This window comes from Pseudomonas sp. QS1027 (assembly GCF_002814235.1).
Classification (GTDB): Bacteria; Pseudomonadota; Gammaproteobacteria; order Pseudomonadales; family Pseudomonadaceae; genus Aquipseudomonas.
The window spans coordinates 63,957-78,797 of sequence record NZ_PHSU01000043.1; the positions used below are offsets into that span (position 1 = coordinate 63,957).

The window sequence follows — 14,841 nt, forward strand, 5'->3', positions numbered from 1 at the left end:
GATGACAAACGCTAAAACCGGCAAGCCGTTGGAGGCTTCGCGCAGTCGTTCGCAGATCATCGTGCTGTTTATCGCCCTGATCGTGTTCATCATGCTGCTGTTCGCCAACTTTGCCTACCTGAACACCCAGTCCACCTACGACAAGCAATACATCAGCCATGCCGGTGAGCTGCGGGTGCTGTCCCAGCGGATCGCCAAGAACGCCACGGAAGCCGCTTCCGGCAAGGCCGCAGCGTTCAAGCTGCTGAGTGACGCGCGCAACGATTTCGCCCAGCGCTGGGGTTACCTGAAAAAAGGCGACCCGGCCACCGGCCTGCCCGCCGCGCCGCCCGCCGTGCGCACCGAAATGCACGCGGTGCAGCAGGACTGGGAAAACCTGCTGCGCAACACCGACGCCATCCTTGCCAGCGAACAGACCGTGCTGTCGTTGCACCAGGTGGCCGCGACCCTGGCCGAAACCGTGCCGCAGTTGCAGGTCGAGTACGAAAAGGTTGTGGAGATTCTCCTGCAACGCGGTGCCCCGGCGGCCCAGGTGGCCATGGCCCAGCGCCAGTCGTTGCTGGCCGAGCGGATCCTCGGCGCGGTGAACACGGTGCTGGCCGGCGACGAAACCTCGTCCCAGGCCGCCGATGCCTTCGGTCGCGACGCCGCCCGTTTCGGCCAGGTGCTCAACGGCATGCTCCAGGGCAATGCGACCCTGAAAATCACCCAGGTCGAAGACAAGGACGCCCGCGCCCGCCTGGGGGATATCGCCGAACTGTTCGAATTCGTCTCGGGCTCGGTGGATGAAATCCTCGAAACCTCGCCGCAGCTGTTCCAGGTCCGTGAATCGGCCGGGAATATCTTCAGCCTGTCGCAAACCCTGCTGGACGAAGCCTCGCACTTGGCCAACGGCTTTGAAAACCTCGCCGGCGAACGCTCCCTGGACACCATCGGCGGTTATGTCCTCGGCCTGCTGGCCCTGGCCTCGATCATCCTGATCGGCCTGGTGATGGTCCGCGAGACCAATCGCCAACTGCACGAAACCGCCGAGAAGAACGAACGCAACCAGCACGCGATCATGCGCCTGCTGGACGAAATCGAAGACCTGGCCGACGGCGACCTGACCGTGACCGCCTCGGTCACCGAGGACTTCACCGGGACCATTGCCGACTCCATCAACTATTCCGTCGACCAGCTACGGGATCTGGTGGCCACCATCAACCTCACCGCCGGCCAGGTCGCCGCCGCCGTGCAGGAAACCCAGGCCACCGCCATGCAACTGGCCGAGGCCTCCGAGCACCAGGCCCAGCAGATCTCCGAAGCGTCCACCGCCATCAGCGACATGGCCGAGTCCATCGACCAGGTCTCGGCCAACGCCGCCGAATCGTCGGCGGTGGCCGAGCGCTCGGTGGAGATCGCCAACAAGGGCAACGAGGTGGTGCACAACACCATCCACGGCATGGACAATATTCGCGAACAGATCCAGGACACCGCCAAACGGATCAAACGCCTGGGCGAGTCGTCCCAGGAAATCGGCGATATCGTCAGCCTGATCGACGACATTGCCGACCAGACCAACATCCTCGCCCTCAACGCGGCGATCCAGGCCTCCATGGCCGGCGATGCCGGGCGCGGTTTCGCGGTGGTGGCCGATGAGGTCCAGCGCCTGGCGGAGCGTTCGTCGGCGGCGACCCGGCAGATCGAGACCCTGGTGCGGGCGATCCAGACCGACACCAACGAGGCGGTGATCTCCATGGAGCAGACCACCACCGAAGTGGTGCGCGGTGCCCGGCTGGCCCAGGATGCCGGAGTGGCCCTGGAAGAGATCGAAGGGGTGTCGAAGACCCTGGCGGCGTTGATCCAGAGCATCTCCAACGCGGCCCAGCAACAGACCACGTCGGCGGGACAGATCTCGCTGACCATGAACGTGATCCAGCAGATCACCACCCAGACGTCGTCCGGCTCGACCGCCACCGCCGACAGCATCGGCAACCTGGCGAAAATGGCCAGTCAGCTGCGGCGCTCGGTCTCCGGCTTTACCCTGCCTGCTGCGCAAGATGCGCGTGAAACCCGTTAGTGGAGTCGTCATGAGCGATCAGCACGACTATGTGGCCCTCGAATGGGTCAAGGGCGAAATCGCCGATACCCTGAAACAGGCGCGCCAGGCCCTGGATGCGTTCGACGAGCCGACGCATTCGGCCCAGGACATCGCCGAATGCCTGGAATGCATTCACCAGGTCCATGGCAGCTTGCAGATGGTCGAGTTCTACGGCGCGGCCCTGCTCGCCGAGGAAACCGAAGCCCTGGCCCTGGCCGTGCAGCAAGGGCGGGTGGTGGATTTGCCGGAAGCGCTGAAATTGCTGCGCCAGGCCCTGGGGCAGATGCCGCTGTACCTGGACCGGGTCCACAGTGCCCGCCGCGACCTGCCGCTGGTGGTGCTGCCGTTGCTCAACGACCTGCGCAGCGCCCGGGGTGAAAGCCTGCTGTCGGAAACCAGCCTGTTCAGCCCGACCTTGCCGGAACTGCCGCCACTGGACGAGGCGGCCCTCGCCGAATTGACCCCGGCGGAGCTGCCGGCCTTGTTGCGCAAGCTGCGGCAGATGCTGCAAACCGCCCTGGTCGGCTTGCTGCGCGAACAGGACGACGAAACCAATCTCGGGTATATGGCCAAGGTCTTCGCCCGCCTTGAAACCCTCTGCCTGGATGCCCCGCTGGGGGCGCTCTGGCAAGTCGCCTCGGCGCTGGTCGAAGGCATGCTCGCTGGCGCCATCGCCAACAGCCCGGCCCTGCGCAGCCTGCTCAAGGACTCCGACAAGGAACTCAAGCGCCTGCTGGAGCAGGGCATTGCCGGAATCAACCAGCCGGCCCCGGAAGAATTGCTCAAAAGCCTGCTGTTCTATATCGCCAAGGCGCGGCAGCCGACGGCGCAGATGCTCGCCCTGAAAGACCGTTATGGCCTGGATGAGGCCCTGCCCGACACTGCGGTGGTCGATGAGGAGCGCGCCCGCCTGGCCGGCCCGGACCGCGACGCCATGCGTTCGGTGGTGGCGGCGTTGTGCGAAGAACTGGTGCGATGCAAGGAGCGCCTGGACCTGTTCGTACGCGGCGACCGCCAGCACACCGATGAACTGTCGAGCCTGCTGGCGCCCCTGCGGCAGATCGCCGATACCCTGGCGGTGCTCGGTTTCGGCCAGCCGCGCAAGGTCATCATCGACCAGACGGCGGTGGTCCTCGGCCTGGTCCAGGGCCAGCGCGAGCCGAATGACGCGGTGCTGATGGACGTCGCCGGGGCCTTGCTCTACGTCGAGGCGACCCTGGCCGGGATGATCGGCACCGTGGAGCCGGAAAGCCGCGAAGAAAGCCGCCTTCCGACCACCGACCTGACCCAGATCCACCAGTTGGTGGTCAAGGAATCGCGGATCTGCCTGCAACAGGCCAAGGACCTGATCATCGAGTACATCGATGCCGACTGGGACCGCGAGCGCCTGTTGCCCTTGCCCGAGCTGCTGACCTCGGTCCGTGGCGCCTTGTCGATGATTCCCCTCGGCCGGGCCGCGAGCCTGCTGGAAACCTGTAGTCGTTATATCCACGACCATCTGTTGAACGGTCCGCAACCGCCGTCCTGGCAGCAACTCGACCGCCTGGCCGATGCCCTGAGCAGTATCGAGTACTACCTCGAACGCCTCGGCGAAGACCACGAGGCACCGGGTGAGCGGGTGCTGGACATGGCCGAGGAAAGTCTCGACGCCCTGGGTTATGCGCCCGCTGAACAGGACGTGCCGGTGCTCGAAGATGTCCTGAGCCCCAACGAAGCCCAGGTGATGCAGGACTTGCAGGCGCTGGACAACCCGCAGGTGGTGCAGTCCCTGGCCGATGTCCTGGCCAGCCCCGTGTCCGCCCTCAACCCGCCGGCCCGCCAGGTCCCGGGCAGCCTGCTGCCGCCACCGGGCGACGAAGCTCCAGTGGACGACGAATTACGTGAAGTCTTCCTGGAGGAATGCGCGGAAGTGCTCGATGTGCTGCGCGAATACCTGCCGCGCTGGGCGCTGAATACCGAGAGCAAATCGGCCCTGACCGAGCTGCGTCGCGCTTTCCACACGCTCAAGGGCAGCGGCCGGATGGTCCGGGCGCTGGTGCTGGGTGAGTTGGCCTGGGCCGTGGAGAACCTGCTCAACCGTGTACTCGAACATAGCGTCGTGGCCGACGCGCCGGTCCACCAGTTGCTCGACGATGTGCTGCAGGTGTTGCCGGAACTGGTCAGCGAGTTTGCCGGACAGGCCCAGCGCCAGCGCGACGATGTCGACCTGTTGGCCGCCCGCGCCCATGAGCTGGCGGGTTCGGCTGCGGACGAAGCCACGCCCGGGGACGTGGGAGAGACCGACGACGAGGCCATTGACCGGCAGTTGCTGGATATTTTCCGCAACGAGGCCGAGACGCATCTGGACAGCCTCAACCACTTTCTCGAAGAGGCCACCGAACATCTGCCGCTGGCGGCCAGCGACGAATTGCAAAGGGCGTTGCACACCCTCAAGGGCAGCGCCTATGTGGCGGGCGTGAGGCCGATCGCCGAACTGGCGGCACCGTTTTACCACCTGGTGCGCGAGTTCAAGGCTCACCTGCTGCCGCTGGACCTGGATGAGGTCGAGCTGCTGCTGGAGGCCGAGGTGCTGTTGCATCAGGGCTTGAAACAATTGGCGGACGATCCCTTGGCACCTATCGACGGCGCCGCGGAACTGATCCGGCGAGCCGAAGCCCTGCTCGCGGCCCGGCTGGAGTCGCTGCTCAGCGTTACCAGCGGCACCAAGCGCGATCCCCAACTGATCAACAACTTCCTGGCCCAGGGCATGGATATCCTGCTGGACGCGGAGAACCTGTTGCTGCGCTGGCAGCAGCACCCCGGCGAGCGCCAGGAACTCAACGACCTGCTGGACGAACTGACCACCCTCGGCCAGGGCGCCCACAGTGCCGACCTGCACCCGGTGGACGAACTCTGCGAAGCCTTGCTCGACCTCTATGGTGCGGTCGAAGAAAGCAGCCTGGCGGTCAGCGAGCGATTTTTCCATGAGGCGCAGAGCGCCCATGAAGCCCTGATCAACATGTTCGACGAGCTGGCCGCCGGCCAGGAAATCAAGGCCCAGCCGGAACGGCTGCGGGCCCTGCGCGAGCTGCTCGACGAGGCCCTCGACCCGTCCGCCACCGGCCTGATCAAGACTGACGGCAGCCGCGCCCTGAGCATCGCCGAACTGGGCGCCGCCACCGCCGAAGCGAGCCAGGCCCTCGATGAAGTGGACCTCGACGACGAGATCGTGGTGATCTTCCTCGAAGAAGCCGCGGATATCCTCGACAGTGCCGGGCTGGCCTTGCAGCGCTGGCTCGACGATCCGGACAACGCCGCGCCGCTGCTGTCCCTGCAACGGGACCTGCACACCCTCAAGGGCGGCGCGCGCATGGCCGAGATCGGCCCGGTGGGCGATCTGGCCCACGAGCTGGAAAATCTCTACGAAGGGCTGGTGGACCGGCGCTTCAACCATTCTCCCGAGCTGGCGCTGCTGTTGCAGAAAAGCCATGACCGCCTGGCGGTCCTGCTCGATCAACTCCAGGGACATCAGCCCCTGGGCGATCCGAGTGCGCTGATCGAGTGCTTGCGCCAGTTTCGCCAGGGCGGCAGCACGCCGCTGGAGGTGAGTGACGCCGCCGAAGCGCCCGCGTCCGTGACCGGCAACGATCCGGAGTTGTTGGAGATCTTCCTCGAAGAAGGCTTCGATATCCTCGAAAGCTCCGGCGCGGCCCTGCTGCGCTGGCAGGCTGAGCCGGCGAATCGCCAGGACGTGGAAACCCTGCTGCGCGACCTGCACACCCTCAAGGGCAGCGCGCGCATGGTGGAAATCGTGCCGATCGGCGATCTGGCCCACGAGCTGGAATTTCTCTACGAAGGGCTGTCGGCGGGCCTGCTGCAACCGGGGCCGGAACTGTTCGGCTTGTTGCAGGCCGGCCACGACCGGCTGGCGCATATGCTCGACGCGGTGCGTGCCGAACAGCCGGTGTTGCCCGCCGATGCGCTGATCCAGGATATCCAGGCGTTTGGCCGGCAGTCGCCGATCAATCTGCCGGTCGCCGCCCCGGTTGTCGCGCCGGCAGCGCCCAAGCCCGAGGCCGCGGCGGTCGCCGAGGCCGAGCGGGCGGCCCAGGACATGGTCAAGGTTTCGGCGGACGTGCTCGAAGACCTGGTCAACCTGGCGGGCGAAACCTCGATCTTCCGTGGCCGTATCGAGCAGCAGGTCAACGACGCCCGGATCGCGCTCAACGAAATGGAGACCACCATCGAGCGTATGCGCGACCAGTTGCGCCGCCTCGACACCGAGACCCAGGGGCGGATTCTCAGTCGCCAGCAGGTGGAAGCCGAGCGCCTGGGTTATGAAGAATTCGATCCGCTGGAAATGGACCGGCACTCGCAGTTGCAGCAATTGTCCCGGGCCTTGTTCGAATCCGCCTCCGACCTGCTGGACCTCAAGGAGACCCTGTCCGGGCGCAACCAGGATGCGGAAAACCTGCTGGCGCAACAGGCGCGGGTCAACACCCAGTTGCAGGAAGGCCTGATGCGCACGCGCATGGTGCCATTCGAGCGCCTGGTGCCGCGCCTCAAGCGTGTCGTCCGGCAGGTGGCGGGGGAGTTGGGCAAGGAGGTCGATTTTGTCGTTGGCAATGCCGAGGGCGAAATGGACCGCAATGTGCTGGAGCGCATGGTCGCGCCCCTGGAGCACATGTTGCGCAACGCCGTCGACCACGGTCTGGAAAGCGCCGAGGGGCGGCGTGCCGCCGGCAAGCCGGAGCAGGGGCTGATCACTCTGGAGCTGTCCCATGAAGGCGGCGACATCGTCTTCGATATGCGTGACGACGGTGCAGGGGTGCCGCTCGAGGCAGTACGGCGCAAGGCGATCAAGCGTGGCCTGCTGGAGCCGGACATGCCGATCAGTGATCGCGACGTGTTGCAGTTCATCCTCCAGCCGGGCTTTTCCACGGCGGAAAAGATCACCCAGATTTCCGGGCGCGGCGTGGGCATGGACGTGGTTCACGAAGAGGTGCGGCAGCTGGGCGGCACCATGCGCATCGACTCCATCCCGGGGCAGGGCGTGCACTTCCAGATCCGCCTGCCGTTCAGCGTCTCGGTGAACCGTGCATTGATGGTGCAATGCGCCGACGAGCAATACGCGGTGCCGTTGAACACCGTCGAAGGGTTGGTGCGGGTGTTGCCGAGTGAGCTGGAAGGCTATTACCAACTCGATCCGCCGCGCTACGAATACGCCGGGCAGACCTACGAGCTGCGTTACCTCGGCGAACTGCTGCAAACCGTGGGCAAGCCCAAGTTGTTCGGCCAGAGCCTGGCGTTGCCGGTGTTGCTGGTGCACTGCAACGACCAGCGCATGGCGCTGCAAGTGGATGCCCTGGCGGGATCACGGGAAATCGTGGTGAAGAACCTCGGGCCGCAGTTCGCCGCGGTGCCGGGGCTGTCGGGGGCGACCATACTGGGTGATGGCCGCGTGGTGCTGATTCTCGATTTGCTCGCCCATGTGCGCAACGCCTTGTCGCGGGCGCCGGTGCAGTCCATCTCCAGTGGTGCGAGCGTGGATGTCACGCCGGTGCGCCCGACCCTGGTCATGGTGGTGGATGACTCGGTCACCGTACGCAAGGTCACCAGTCGCCTGTTGGAGCGCAACGGCATGAACGTACTGACGGCCAAGGATGGGGTGGACGCCATGATGTTGCTGGAGGAGCACACCCCGGACCTGATGCTGCTGGACATTGAAATGCCGCGTATGGATGGTTTTGAGGTGGCGACGCGGATCCGCAACGATGAACGCCTCAAGGACCTGCCGATCATCATGATCACTTCGCGTACCGGGCAGAAACACCGGGACCGGGCCATGGCCATTGGCGTTAACGAATACCTGGGCAAGCCGTACCAGGAGTCGGCGTTGCTGGAAAGCATCGCCTATTGGAGTCAGGTCCATGCATGAACACAGCACCAGCAGCCTGACGGGGCTGATGCTGCCGTTGGCGGACCGCTACCTGTTGTTGCCCAATGTCGCGGTGGCGGAGTTGATCGACTACCAGCGCGGCGAGCCGGCCAGCGATGCGCCGCCGTGGTATCTGCGGCAGGTGACCTGGCGCAACCAGCAATTGCCGCTGATCAGCTTCGAGGCGGCCTGCGGCTGTCCGCTGGCGGTGGGGGATCGGGCGCGGATCGTGGTGCTCAATGCCCTGGGCGGGCGGCCGGAATTGAAGTTTATCGCGCTGGTGATCCAGGGGATTCCGCGTTCGTACAAGCTCGACAGCCAGCTGAGTTTTGTCGATGTGCCGCTGTGCCGGCTGGAGAAGGCGGCGGTGCAGGTCGGCGAATGGGTGGCGAAGGTGCCGGACCTGCTGGGGTTGGAGCAGTTGGTGTTGGAGTCCGGGCTGGCCTGAAGAATGAGGCGGTTTTTCGTCGATCACAGACCTTGCGTACGACACCATCCTGTAGGCGCCGGCTTGCTGGCGATGGCGATGTATGTGGCACAAAGGATGTGGCGGATGTACCGGCCTCATCGCCAGCAAGCCGGCTCCTACAGGATCCTGGCGTTTTCAATGGCCCATTTCATGGCGCTGGCCCTAAAAGAGCAAATGTCATCAGGGGTGCCCCTTCCGATCTGAAAGAACCATTACCCTGACCGTAACGATCCACCGCTGGGCTTGATTGATGCCTGGGCGATTCACTCCTACTGTCTACTCCACGAAAGCGAACCCGTGGAGTGAGCATGACAACCCCCAATTCCCCCGACTCGCGCTGGACGCGGCGGCGCACCGAGAAGCAGCGTCGTCTCGAGCGGGTACGAGCCCTCGCCGATGGCGTGGTGTTGCCGACCGACAAGATCGTCGCCGCCCTCGAAGCCCTGATCATGCCCGGCGATCGGGTGGTGCTGGAGGGCAATAACCAGAAGCAGGCGGATTTCCTCTCCCGCTCCCTGGTGAAAGCCGACCCGGCCAAGCTCCACGATTTGCACATGATCATGCCCAGCGTCGGTCGCGCCGAGCACCTGGACCTGTTCGAACGCGGCATCGCCCGCAAGCTGGACTTCTCCTTCGCCGGCACCCAGAGCCTGCGCATCAGCCAGTTGCTGGAAGACGGCCTGCTGGAAATCGGCGCGATTCACACCTACATCGAACTCTATGCGCGCCTGGTGGTGGACCTGATCCCCAATGTGGTGCTCAGCGCCGGCTTTATGGCCGACCGCGCTGGCAATATCTACACCGGGGCCAGCACCGAAGACACCCCGGCCCTGATCGAACCGGCGGCCTTCAGCGACGGGATCGTGATCGTCCAGGTCAATCAACTGGTCGATGACGTCAGCGAGTTGCCCCGGGTGGATATTCCCGCTTCCTGGGTCGACTTCGTGGTGGTGGCCGACAAACCCTTCTATATCGAGCCGCTGTTCACCCGCGACCCGCGCCATATCAAGCCGGTGCATGTGCTGATGGCGATGATGGCGATTCGCGGGATCTACGAAAAACACAATGTGCAGTCCCTCAACCACGGGATCGGTTTCAACACCGCCGCCATCGAACTGATCCTGCCGACCTACGGTGAATCCCTCGGCCTGAAAGGCAAAATCTGCCGCAACTGGACGCTCAACCCGCACCCGACCCTGATTCCCGCCATCGAAAGTGGCTGGGTCGAAAGCGTGCATTGTTTCGGCACCGAACTGGGGATGGAGAACTACATCGCCGCCCGCCCGGATGTGTTCTTCACCGGGCGCGACGGTTCGTTGCGTTCGAACCGGATGTTCTGCCAACTGGCCGGGCAGTATGCGGTGGACCTGTTTATCGGCGCGACCTTGCAGGTCGACGGCGATGGTCATTCGTCCACCGTGACCCGTGGCCGGCTGGCCGGTTTCGGCGGGGCGCCGAACATGGGGCATGACCCGCGCGGTCGCCGGCATGGCACCCCGGCCTGGCTCGATATGCGCCTCGACACCGGTGATGCCCCCGAAGCCTTGCTCGAACGTGGCAAGAAGCTGGTGGTGCAGATGGTCGAGACCTTCCAGGAGGGCGGCAAACCGACCTTCGTCGAAACCCTCGATGCCGTGGAAGTGGCGAAGAAGAGTGGGATGCCGCTGGCGCCGATCATGATCTACGGCGACGACGTCACCCACTTGCTGACCGAAGAGGGCATCGCCTACCTGTACAAGGCTCGTTCCCTGGAAGAGCGCCAGGCAATGATTGCTGCCGTGGCCGGTGTCACCGCTATCGGCTTGCGGCATAACCCCAAGGACACGGCGCGGATGCGTCGCGAAGGGTTGATCGCCTTGCCTGAAGACCTGGGCATCCGGCGCACCGATGCCAGCCGCGAGTTGCTGGCGGCCAAGAGCGTGGCCGACCTGGTGGAATGGTCGGGAGGCCTCTACAACCCGCCCGCCAAATTCAGGAGTTGGTAAATGCATGCCTTCAATCTGCAAGCCCAACCCCTGTCATTGGCCGAGCGCCTGGCGGATTTCGCGGTGGAAGCGCTGATCGACGAAGCCGACCTGTCGCCCAAGCCGGCGTTGGTGGATCGCCGTGGCAACGGTGCGCATACCGATCTGCATCTGGGCCTGATGCATGCTTCGGCATTGTCGCTGTGGCCGATGTTCAAGGAGATGGCCGAAGCGGCAAGCACCACCAACAGCATTGACCTGTCGTTGCGTGAAGCCCTGGGCCGCATCGGTCGCGAAGGCGAGCAGGCGATGCTCAAGACCACCGGCGGCGTGAATACCCATCGCGGTGCGATCTGGGCCTTGGGGCTGTTGGTCGCTGCGGCTGCGCTGGACCCAAGCGCCGTCAGCGCCAACGCCCTGACCCTGCGCGCCGCCCGCCTGGCCTTGCTGGAAGACCGCTACGCCCCCAACAGCAGCAGCCATGGCAGCCAGGTCGCCCAACGTTACGGCGCGCGCGGTGCCCGTGAAGAAGCGCAGCTGGGTTTCCCGGCGGTGACCCAACTCGGCCTGCCACAACTCAAGCGCAGCCGGCTCGCCGGCCACGGCGAACAGAACGCCCGGCTGGATGCTCTGCTTGCGATCATGACCTCCCTGGCCGACACCTGCGTGCTCTACCGCGCCGGCGTGCCGGGTTTGCAGGCCATGCAACAGGGCGCCCGCGCCGTGCTCGAGGCGGGCGGTAGCGCCAGCCTGGCCGGTCGTCGCGGCCTGAATGAATTGGATCAACAGCTGTTGGCGATGAACGCTTCACCGGGAGGCGCGGCGGATCTGCTCGCCGCCTGCCTGCTGATCGACCGCCTCGAACAGGAAGCCTTGTGATGGAAAAGTTGTCCTTTGAATTCCCCGCCGGGCAACCGCCCAAAGGCCGGGCGCTGGTGGGTTGTGTCGGCTCGGGTGACCTGGAGGTGCTGCTGGAACCTGGCCATCCCGGCACCTTGTCGATCCAGGTCACCACCTCGGTGAATGGCAGTGCCTCACGCTGGCAGCACCTGTTCAAGCGTCTGTTCGACGGCCAGTTGCCGCCGGCATTGTCCATCGACATCCATGATTTCGGTGCCACCCCTGGCGTGGTCCGCTTGCGCCTGGAGCAAGGTTTCGAGGAGATCGGCCATGACTGACAGCGAGCGTTTGTTGCACAAGCACAGCTTCGTCGAACTCGGCGCCCGCCAGCGCGCCCGGGCCTTGCTCGACAGTGGCAGTTTTCGCGAACTGCTCGACCCCTTTGCCCGGGTCATGTCGCCCTGGCTCGAACGCCAGGGCGTGGTGCCCCAGGCCGACGACGGCGTGGTGATCGCCAAGGGCAGCATCGACGGTTTGCCGGTGGTGATCGCGGCCATCGAAGGTGCGTTCCAGGGCGGCAGTCTCGGTGAAGTGGGCGGCGCGAAAATCGCCGGTGCCCTGGAGCTGGCTGCTGAAGACAATCGCAACGGTATTCCGACCCGCGCCGTGTTGCTGCTGGAAACCGGCGGCGTACGTTTGCAGGAAGCCAACCTGGGGCTGGCGGCCATCGCCGATATCCATGCGGCGATTGTCGACCTGCGTCGCTATCAGCCGGTGATCGGCGTGGTGGCGGGCAGCGTTGGCTGTTTTGGCGGCATGTCCATCGCGGCGGCGCTGTGCAGTTATCTGGTGGTGACCCGGGAAGCCCGTCTGGGCCTCAACGGCCCGCAAGTGATCGAACAGGAAGCGGGACTGGACGAGTACGACTCCCGCGACCGGCCGTTTATCTGGAGCCTGACCGGTGGCGAGCAACGTTTCGCCAGCGGCCTGGTGGATCGTTATGTGGCTGACGATGTGGCGTCGATCCGGCAACAGATTGCCGAATTGCTGGAAGCCGGTTTGCCCGAGGTGCAACGCAGTCGGCAGGCGGACAGGTACCTGCAACGGTTGGCCGAACTGGATGCCGAGCCGCAAATCGATCCGGCCACGGTACGCCGTCTTTTCCAAGGAGATCGCCCATGAGCGCTTATTCCCTGCGTGGTTTGCACTGGTTCCAGGCGCTGGCGGCGGAGGCTGTTGAAGTGTCCGGCCTGCCGCCTTCATTGAAAGTCGCCGACGGCCAACTCGGTGATCAGCCGGTGCGTTTTCTGACGGTGGTAGCCGATCCGGCCAACCGGTTTGTTCGTGCCCGCAATGGCGAAGTCGGGTTGCTGGAAGGCTGGGGTTTGGCCAAGGCCGTGGATGAGGTGATCGAGGCCGACAGCGGTCGTGCCGAGAAGCGCGCCTTGATCGCCATTGTCGATGTGCCGAGCCAGGCTTACGGCCGTCGTGAAGAAGCCCTGGGGATTCACCAGGCCCTGGCCGGTGCGGCGGACAGTTATGCCCGTGCCCGCCTGGCGGGGCATGCGGTGATCGCGCTGCTGGTGGGCAAGGCGATGTCCGGGGCGTTTCTGGCCCACGGCTATCAGGCCAATCGGTTGATCGCCCTGCGCGATCCGGGGGTGATGGTGCATGCCATGGGCAAGGCCTCGGCGGCGCGGGTGACCTTGCGCAGCGTCGAGGAACTGGAGGCCCTGGCCGCCAGCGTGCCGCCGATGGCCTATGACATCGACAGCTACGCCAGCCTGGGCCTGCTGTGGAAAATCCTGGGTGTGGAGCAGATCGAACAGCCTACGGCAGCCGACCTGGCGCAGGTGGAAGACTGTCTGGTTGAAGCCATCCACGATGTGGCGGCCAAGGGCACGGACTTGAGTGGACGCCTGGGCGCGAGCAATCGGGCGGCGTCGAGCCGGGTCCGGCAATTGCTGCGCGAGCAGTGGTAAGCCGCTATGCGCGCTGACCACGACTTCCTGCCCCACGACCTGCTCTGGGGACTGACCCCGGCGCAGTTGCCGGAGGACGCTCCGGGCTGGGTGGCCGAGGCGCTGGGTCTCGGCCAGCCGGTGGTGGTGCGCCGGGCCCTGACGGCGCCGGATCAACTGCCGGTGGGCGTGCGCGGGGTTTTGCGTGAACAGCGTTTTGCCACATTGATGCCTCGGGCGCTGGTCGAGCGTTGCGTGCGACCCGAAGCCCTTATCGATATTGAAGTCTGTGCACAAGACTGGCCGGCCTTGCAGGCGCTGCATTACCTGCGGCCGTTGTTGAATGCGTCGGGCCTGGTCTGGGGTGTCAGCGGCAGTGCCGGTTTCGAGTTGGCCACCGGCTTGCCGACCCTGCACCAGCAGAGCGACCTGGACCTGATTCTGCGCGTGCCGCACCCGCTGTCGCGCCGTCAGGCCAGTGGCTTGTTGCAGCAACTCGATAACCCGTTCTGTCGTGTCGACCTGCAACTGCAAACCCCGCTGGGTGCGTTGGCGTTGGCGGAGTGGGCGGGCACGGCGCAGCGGGTCATGCTCAAGCAGGCCAGCGGCGTGCAGTTGGTGCTCGATCCCTGGGATATCCGGGAGCGCGTGGCATGAGCAGCCTGCTGGTGTTTCCCGGCCAGGGCGCGCAACAGCCCGGCATGCTGCATCGCCTGCCCGATGCCGCGATTATCCGTGGCTGCCTGCACGAAGCGAGCGATGTGCTGGGCGAGGACGTGGGCTTGCTGGATACACCGCAAGCCCTGGCCTCGACCCGGGCGGTTCAGCTTTGCCTGCTGGTCGCCGGCGTGGCCTGTGCCCGGCTGTTGCTGGAAGACACTGCGCTGCCGGCTTATGTCGCCGGCTTGTCCATCGGCGCCTACCCGGCGGCGGTCCTGGCCGAGAGCCTGACGTTCAGCGATGCCCTGCGCCTGGTCAGCCTGCGCGGCGAGCTGATGCAGCAGGCTTATCCACAGGGCTACGGCATGACGGCCCTGATCGGATTGGAACTGGCGGCTGTGGATAAGTTATTGGCCCAGGTACACAGCGAGCGTACACCGGTCTATCTGGCGAATATCAACGCCGATAACCAATGCGTGATCGCCGGGAGCGACGAGGGCATGAGCGCGCTTGTCGCTCTGATGAGAAAGGACGGCGTGGCCCGGCGTCTGGCGGTCAGCGTGCCGTCTCATTGCCCGCTGTTGGATGAGCCGGCCCGGGTACTGGCCGACGCCTTTGCCAAGGTGTCGATGCAGGCTCCGCGCCTGGGCTACCTCAGTGGCAGCAGCGCGCGGCTGCTGCGTAGTGCTGAACAGATCCGCGACGACCTGGCGTTCAACATGCGCCGGGTCGTCGATTGGCGCGGCACCGTGCAAAGCGCCTATGAGCGCGGTGCCCGCCTGCAGATTGAAATGCCTCCGGGGTCGGTCCTGACCGGCCTGGCGCGCCGGGTATTCGAGCAGGGCACCGTCATCGCTTTCGACGGCGCCCGGCTGGACACCCTCCAGGCGCTGCTGGATGAGGAGGGACGCCGTCACCGATAAACACCGGCTGCTGCTTCGAAGGACAAA

At 65.1% G+C, this 14,841-nt stretch carries 10 protein-coding genes; all 10 read left to right on the forward strand.

Translation table 11 applies throughout. The features are described 5' to 3' along the window. Position 1: 1 nt before the first annotated feature. A complete protein-coding gene (locus CWE01_RS32395; protein WP_100944629.1) occupies positions 2-2,059 on the forward strand; it encodes a methyl-accepting chemotaxis protein in 2,058 nt (685 codons plus the stop codon). 10 nt (positions 2,060-2,069) lie between these two features. Further along, positions 2,070-7,997, forward strand: coding sequence for an Hpt domain-containing protein (locus tag CWE01_RS32400; protein ID WP_100944630.1), 5,928 nt, complete (start codon positions 2,070-2,072; stop codon positions 7,995-7,997). Then, on the forward strand, positions 7,990-8,445 hold the full coding sequence (locus CWE01_RS32405) for a chemotaxis protein CheW (RefSeq protein WP_100944631.1): 456 nt from the start codon (positions 7,990-7,992) through the stop codon (positions 8,443-8,445). Before CWE01_RS32400 ends, CWE01_RS32405 begins: the two co-directional genes overlap by 8 nt. Positions 8,446-8,774: 329 nt before the next feature. Next, positions 8,775-10,451, forward strand: a complete 1,677-nt coding sequence (mdcA, locus tag CWE01_RS32415; protein WP_100944633.1) for a malonate decarboxylase subunit alpha — start codon at positions 8,775-8,777, stop codon at positions 10,449-10,451. After that, positions 10,452-11,309: a triphosphoribosyl-dephospho-CoA synthase gene (locus CWE01_RS32420; protein WP_100944634.1), complete on the forward strand. Its 858-nt coding sequence runs from the start codon at positions 10,452-10,454 to the stop codon at positions 11,307-11,309. Beyond that, positions 11,309-11,608 (forward strand): malonate decarboxylase subunit delta, encoded by a 300-nt coding sequence (locus CWE01_RS32425; RefSeq protein WP_100944635.1) that lies wholly within the window; start codon positions 11,309-11,311, stop codon positions 11,606-11,608. The genes CWE01_RS32420 and CWE01_RS32425 overlap by 1 nt, the downstream gene beginning before the upstream one ends. Beyond that, positions 11,601-12,452 (forward strand): biotin-independent malonate decarboxylase subunit beta, encoded by an 852-nt coding sequence (locus CWE01_RS32430; RefSeq protein WP_100944636.1) that lies wholly within the window; start codon positions 11,601-11,603, stop codon positions 12,450-12,452. The genes CWE01_RS32425 and CWE01_RS32430 overlap by 8 nt, the downstream gene beginning before the upstream one ends. After that, a complete protein-coding gene (gene mdcE, locus CWE01_RS32435; RefSeq protein WP_100944637.1) occupies positions 12,449-13,252 on the forward strand; it encodes a biotin-independent malonate decarboxylase subunit gamma in 804 nt (267 codons plus the stop codon). The genes CWE01_RS32430 and mdcE overlap by 4 nt, the downstream gene beginning before the upstream one ends. Positions 13,253-13,258: 6 nt before the next feature. Then, a complete protein-coding gene (locus CWE01_RS32440; protein WP_100944638.1) occupies positions 13,259-13,888 on the forward strand; it encodes a malonate decarboxylase holo-ACP synthase in 630 nt (209 codons plus the stop codon). Beyond that, positions 13,885-14,814, forward strand: coding sequence for a malonate decarboxylase subunit epsilon (gene mdcH / locus CWE01_RS32445; protein WP_100944639.1), 930 nt, complete (start codon positions 13,885-13,887; stop codon positions 14,812-14,814). Before CWE01_RS32440 ends, mdcH begins: the two co-directional genes overlap by 4 nt. Positions 14,815-14,841 lie beyond the last annotated feature (27 nt).

What these genes read in the sequence shown, in the direction of transcription:
- CWE01_RS32400 (WP_100944630.1), top strand. Translation starts at nt 2,070, where the DNA reads ATGAGCGATCAGCACGACTATGTGGCCCTCGAATGGGTCAAGGGCGAA.
- CWE01_RS32420 (WP_100944634.1), top strand. Translation starts at nt 10,452, where the DNA reads ATGCATGCCTTCAATCTGCAAGCCCAACCCCTGTCATTGGCCGAGCGC.
- mdcE (WP_100944637.1), top strand. Translation starts at nt 12,449, where the DNA reads ATGAGCGCTTATTCCCTGCGTGGTTTGCACTGGTTCCAGGCGCTGGCG.
- CWE01_RS32430 (WP_100944636.1), top strand. Translation starts at nt 11,601, where the DNA reads ATGACTGACAGCGAGCGTTTGTTGCACAAGCACAGCTTCGTCGAACTC.
- mdcH (WP_100944639.1), top strand. Translation starts at nt 13,885, where the DNA reads ATGAGCAGCCTGCTGGTGTTTCCCGGCCAGGGCGCGCAACAGCCCGGC.
- CWE01_RS32395 (WP_100944629.1), top strand. Translation starts at nt 2, where the DNA reads ATGACAAACGCTAAAACCGGCAAGCCGTTGGAGGCTTCGCGCAGTCGT.
- CWE01_RS32425 (WP_100944635.1), top strand. Translation starts at nt 11,309, where the DNA reads ATGGAAAAGTTGTCCTTTGAATTCCCCGCCGGGCAACCGCCCAAAGGC.
- mdcA (WP_100944633.1), top strand. Translation starts at nt 8,775, where the DNA reads ATGACAACCCCCAATTCCCCCGACTCGCGCTGGACGCGGCGGCGCACC.
- CWE01_RS32440 (WP_100944638.1), top strand. Translation starts at nt 13,259, where the DNA reads ATGCGCGCTGACCACGACTTCCTGCCCCACGACCTGCTCTGGGGACTG.
- CWE01_RS32405 (WP_100944631.1), top strand. Translation starts at nt 7,990, where the DNA reads ATGCATGAACACAGCACCAGCAGCCTGACGGGGCTGATGCTGCCGTTG.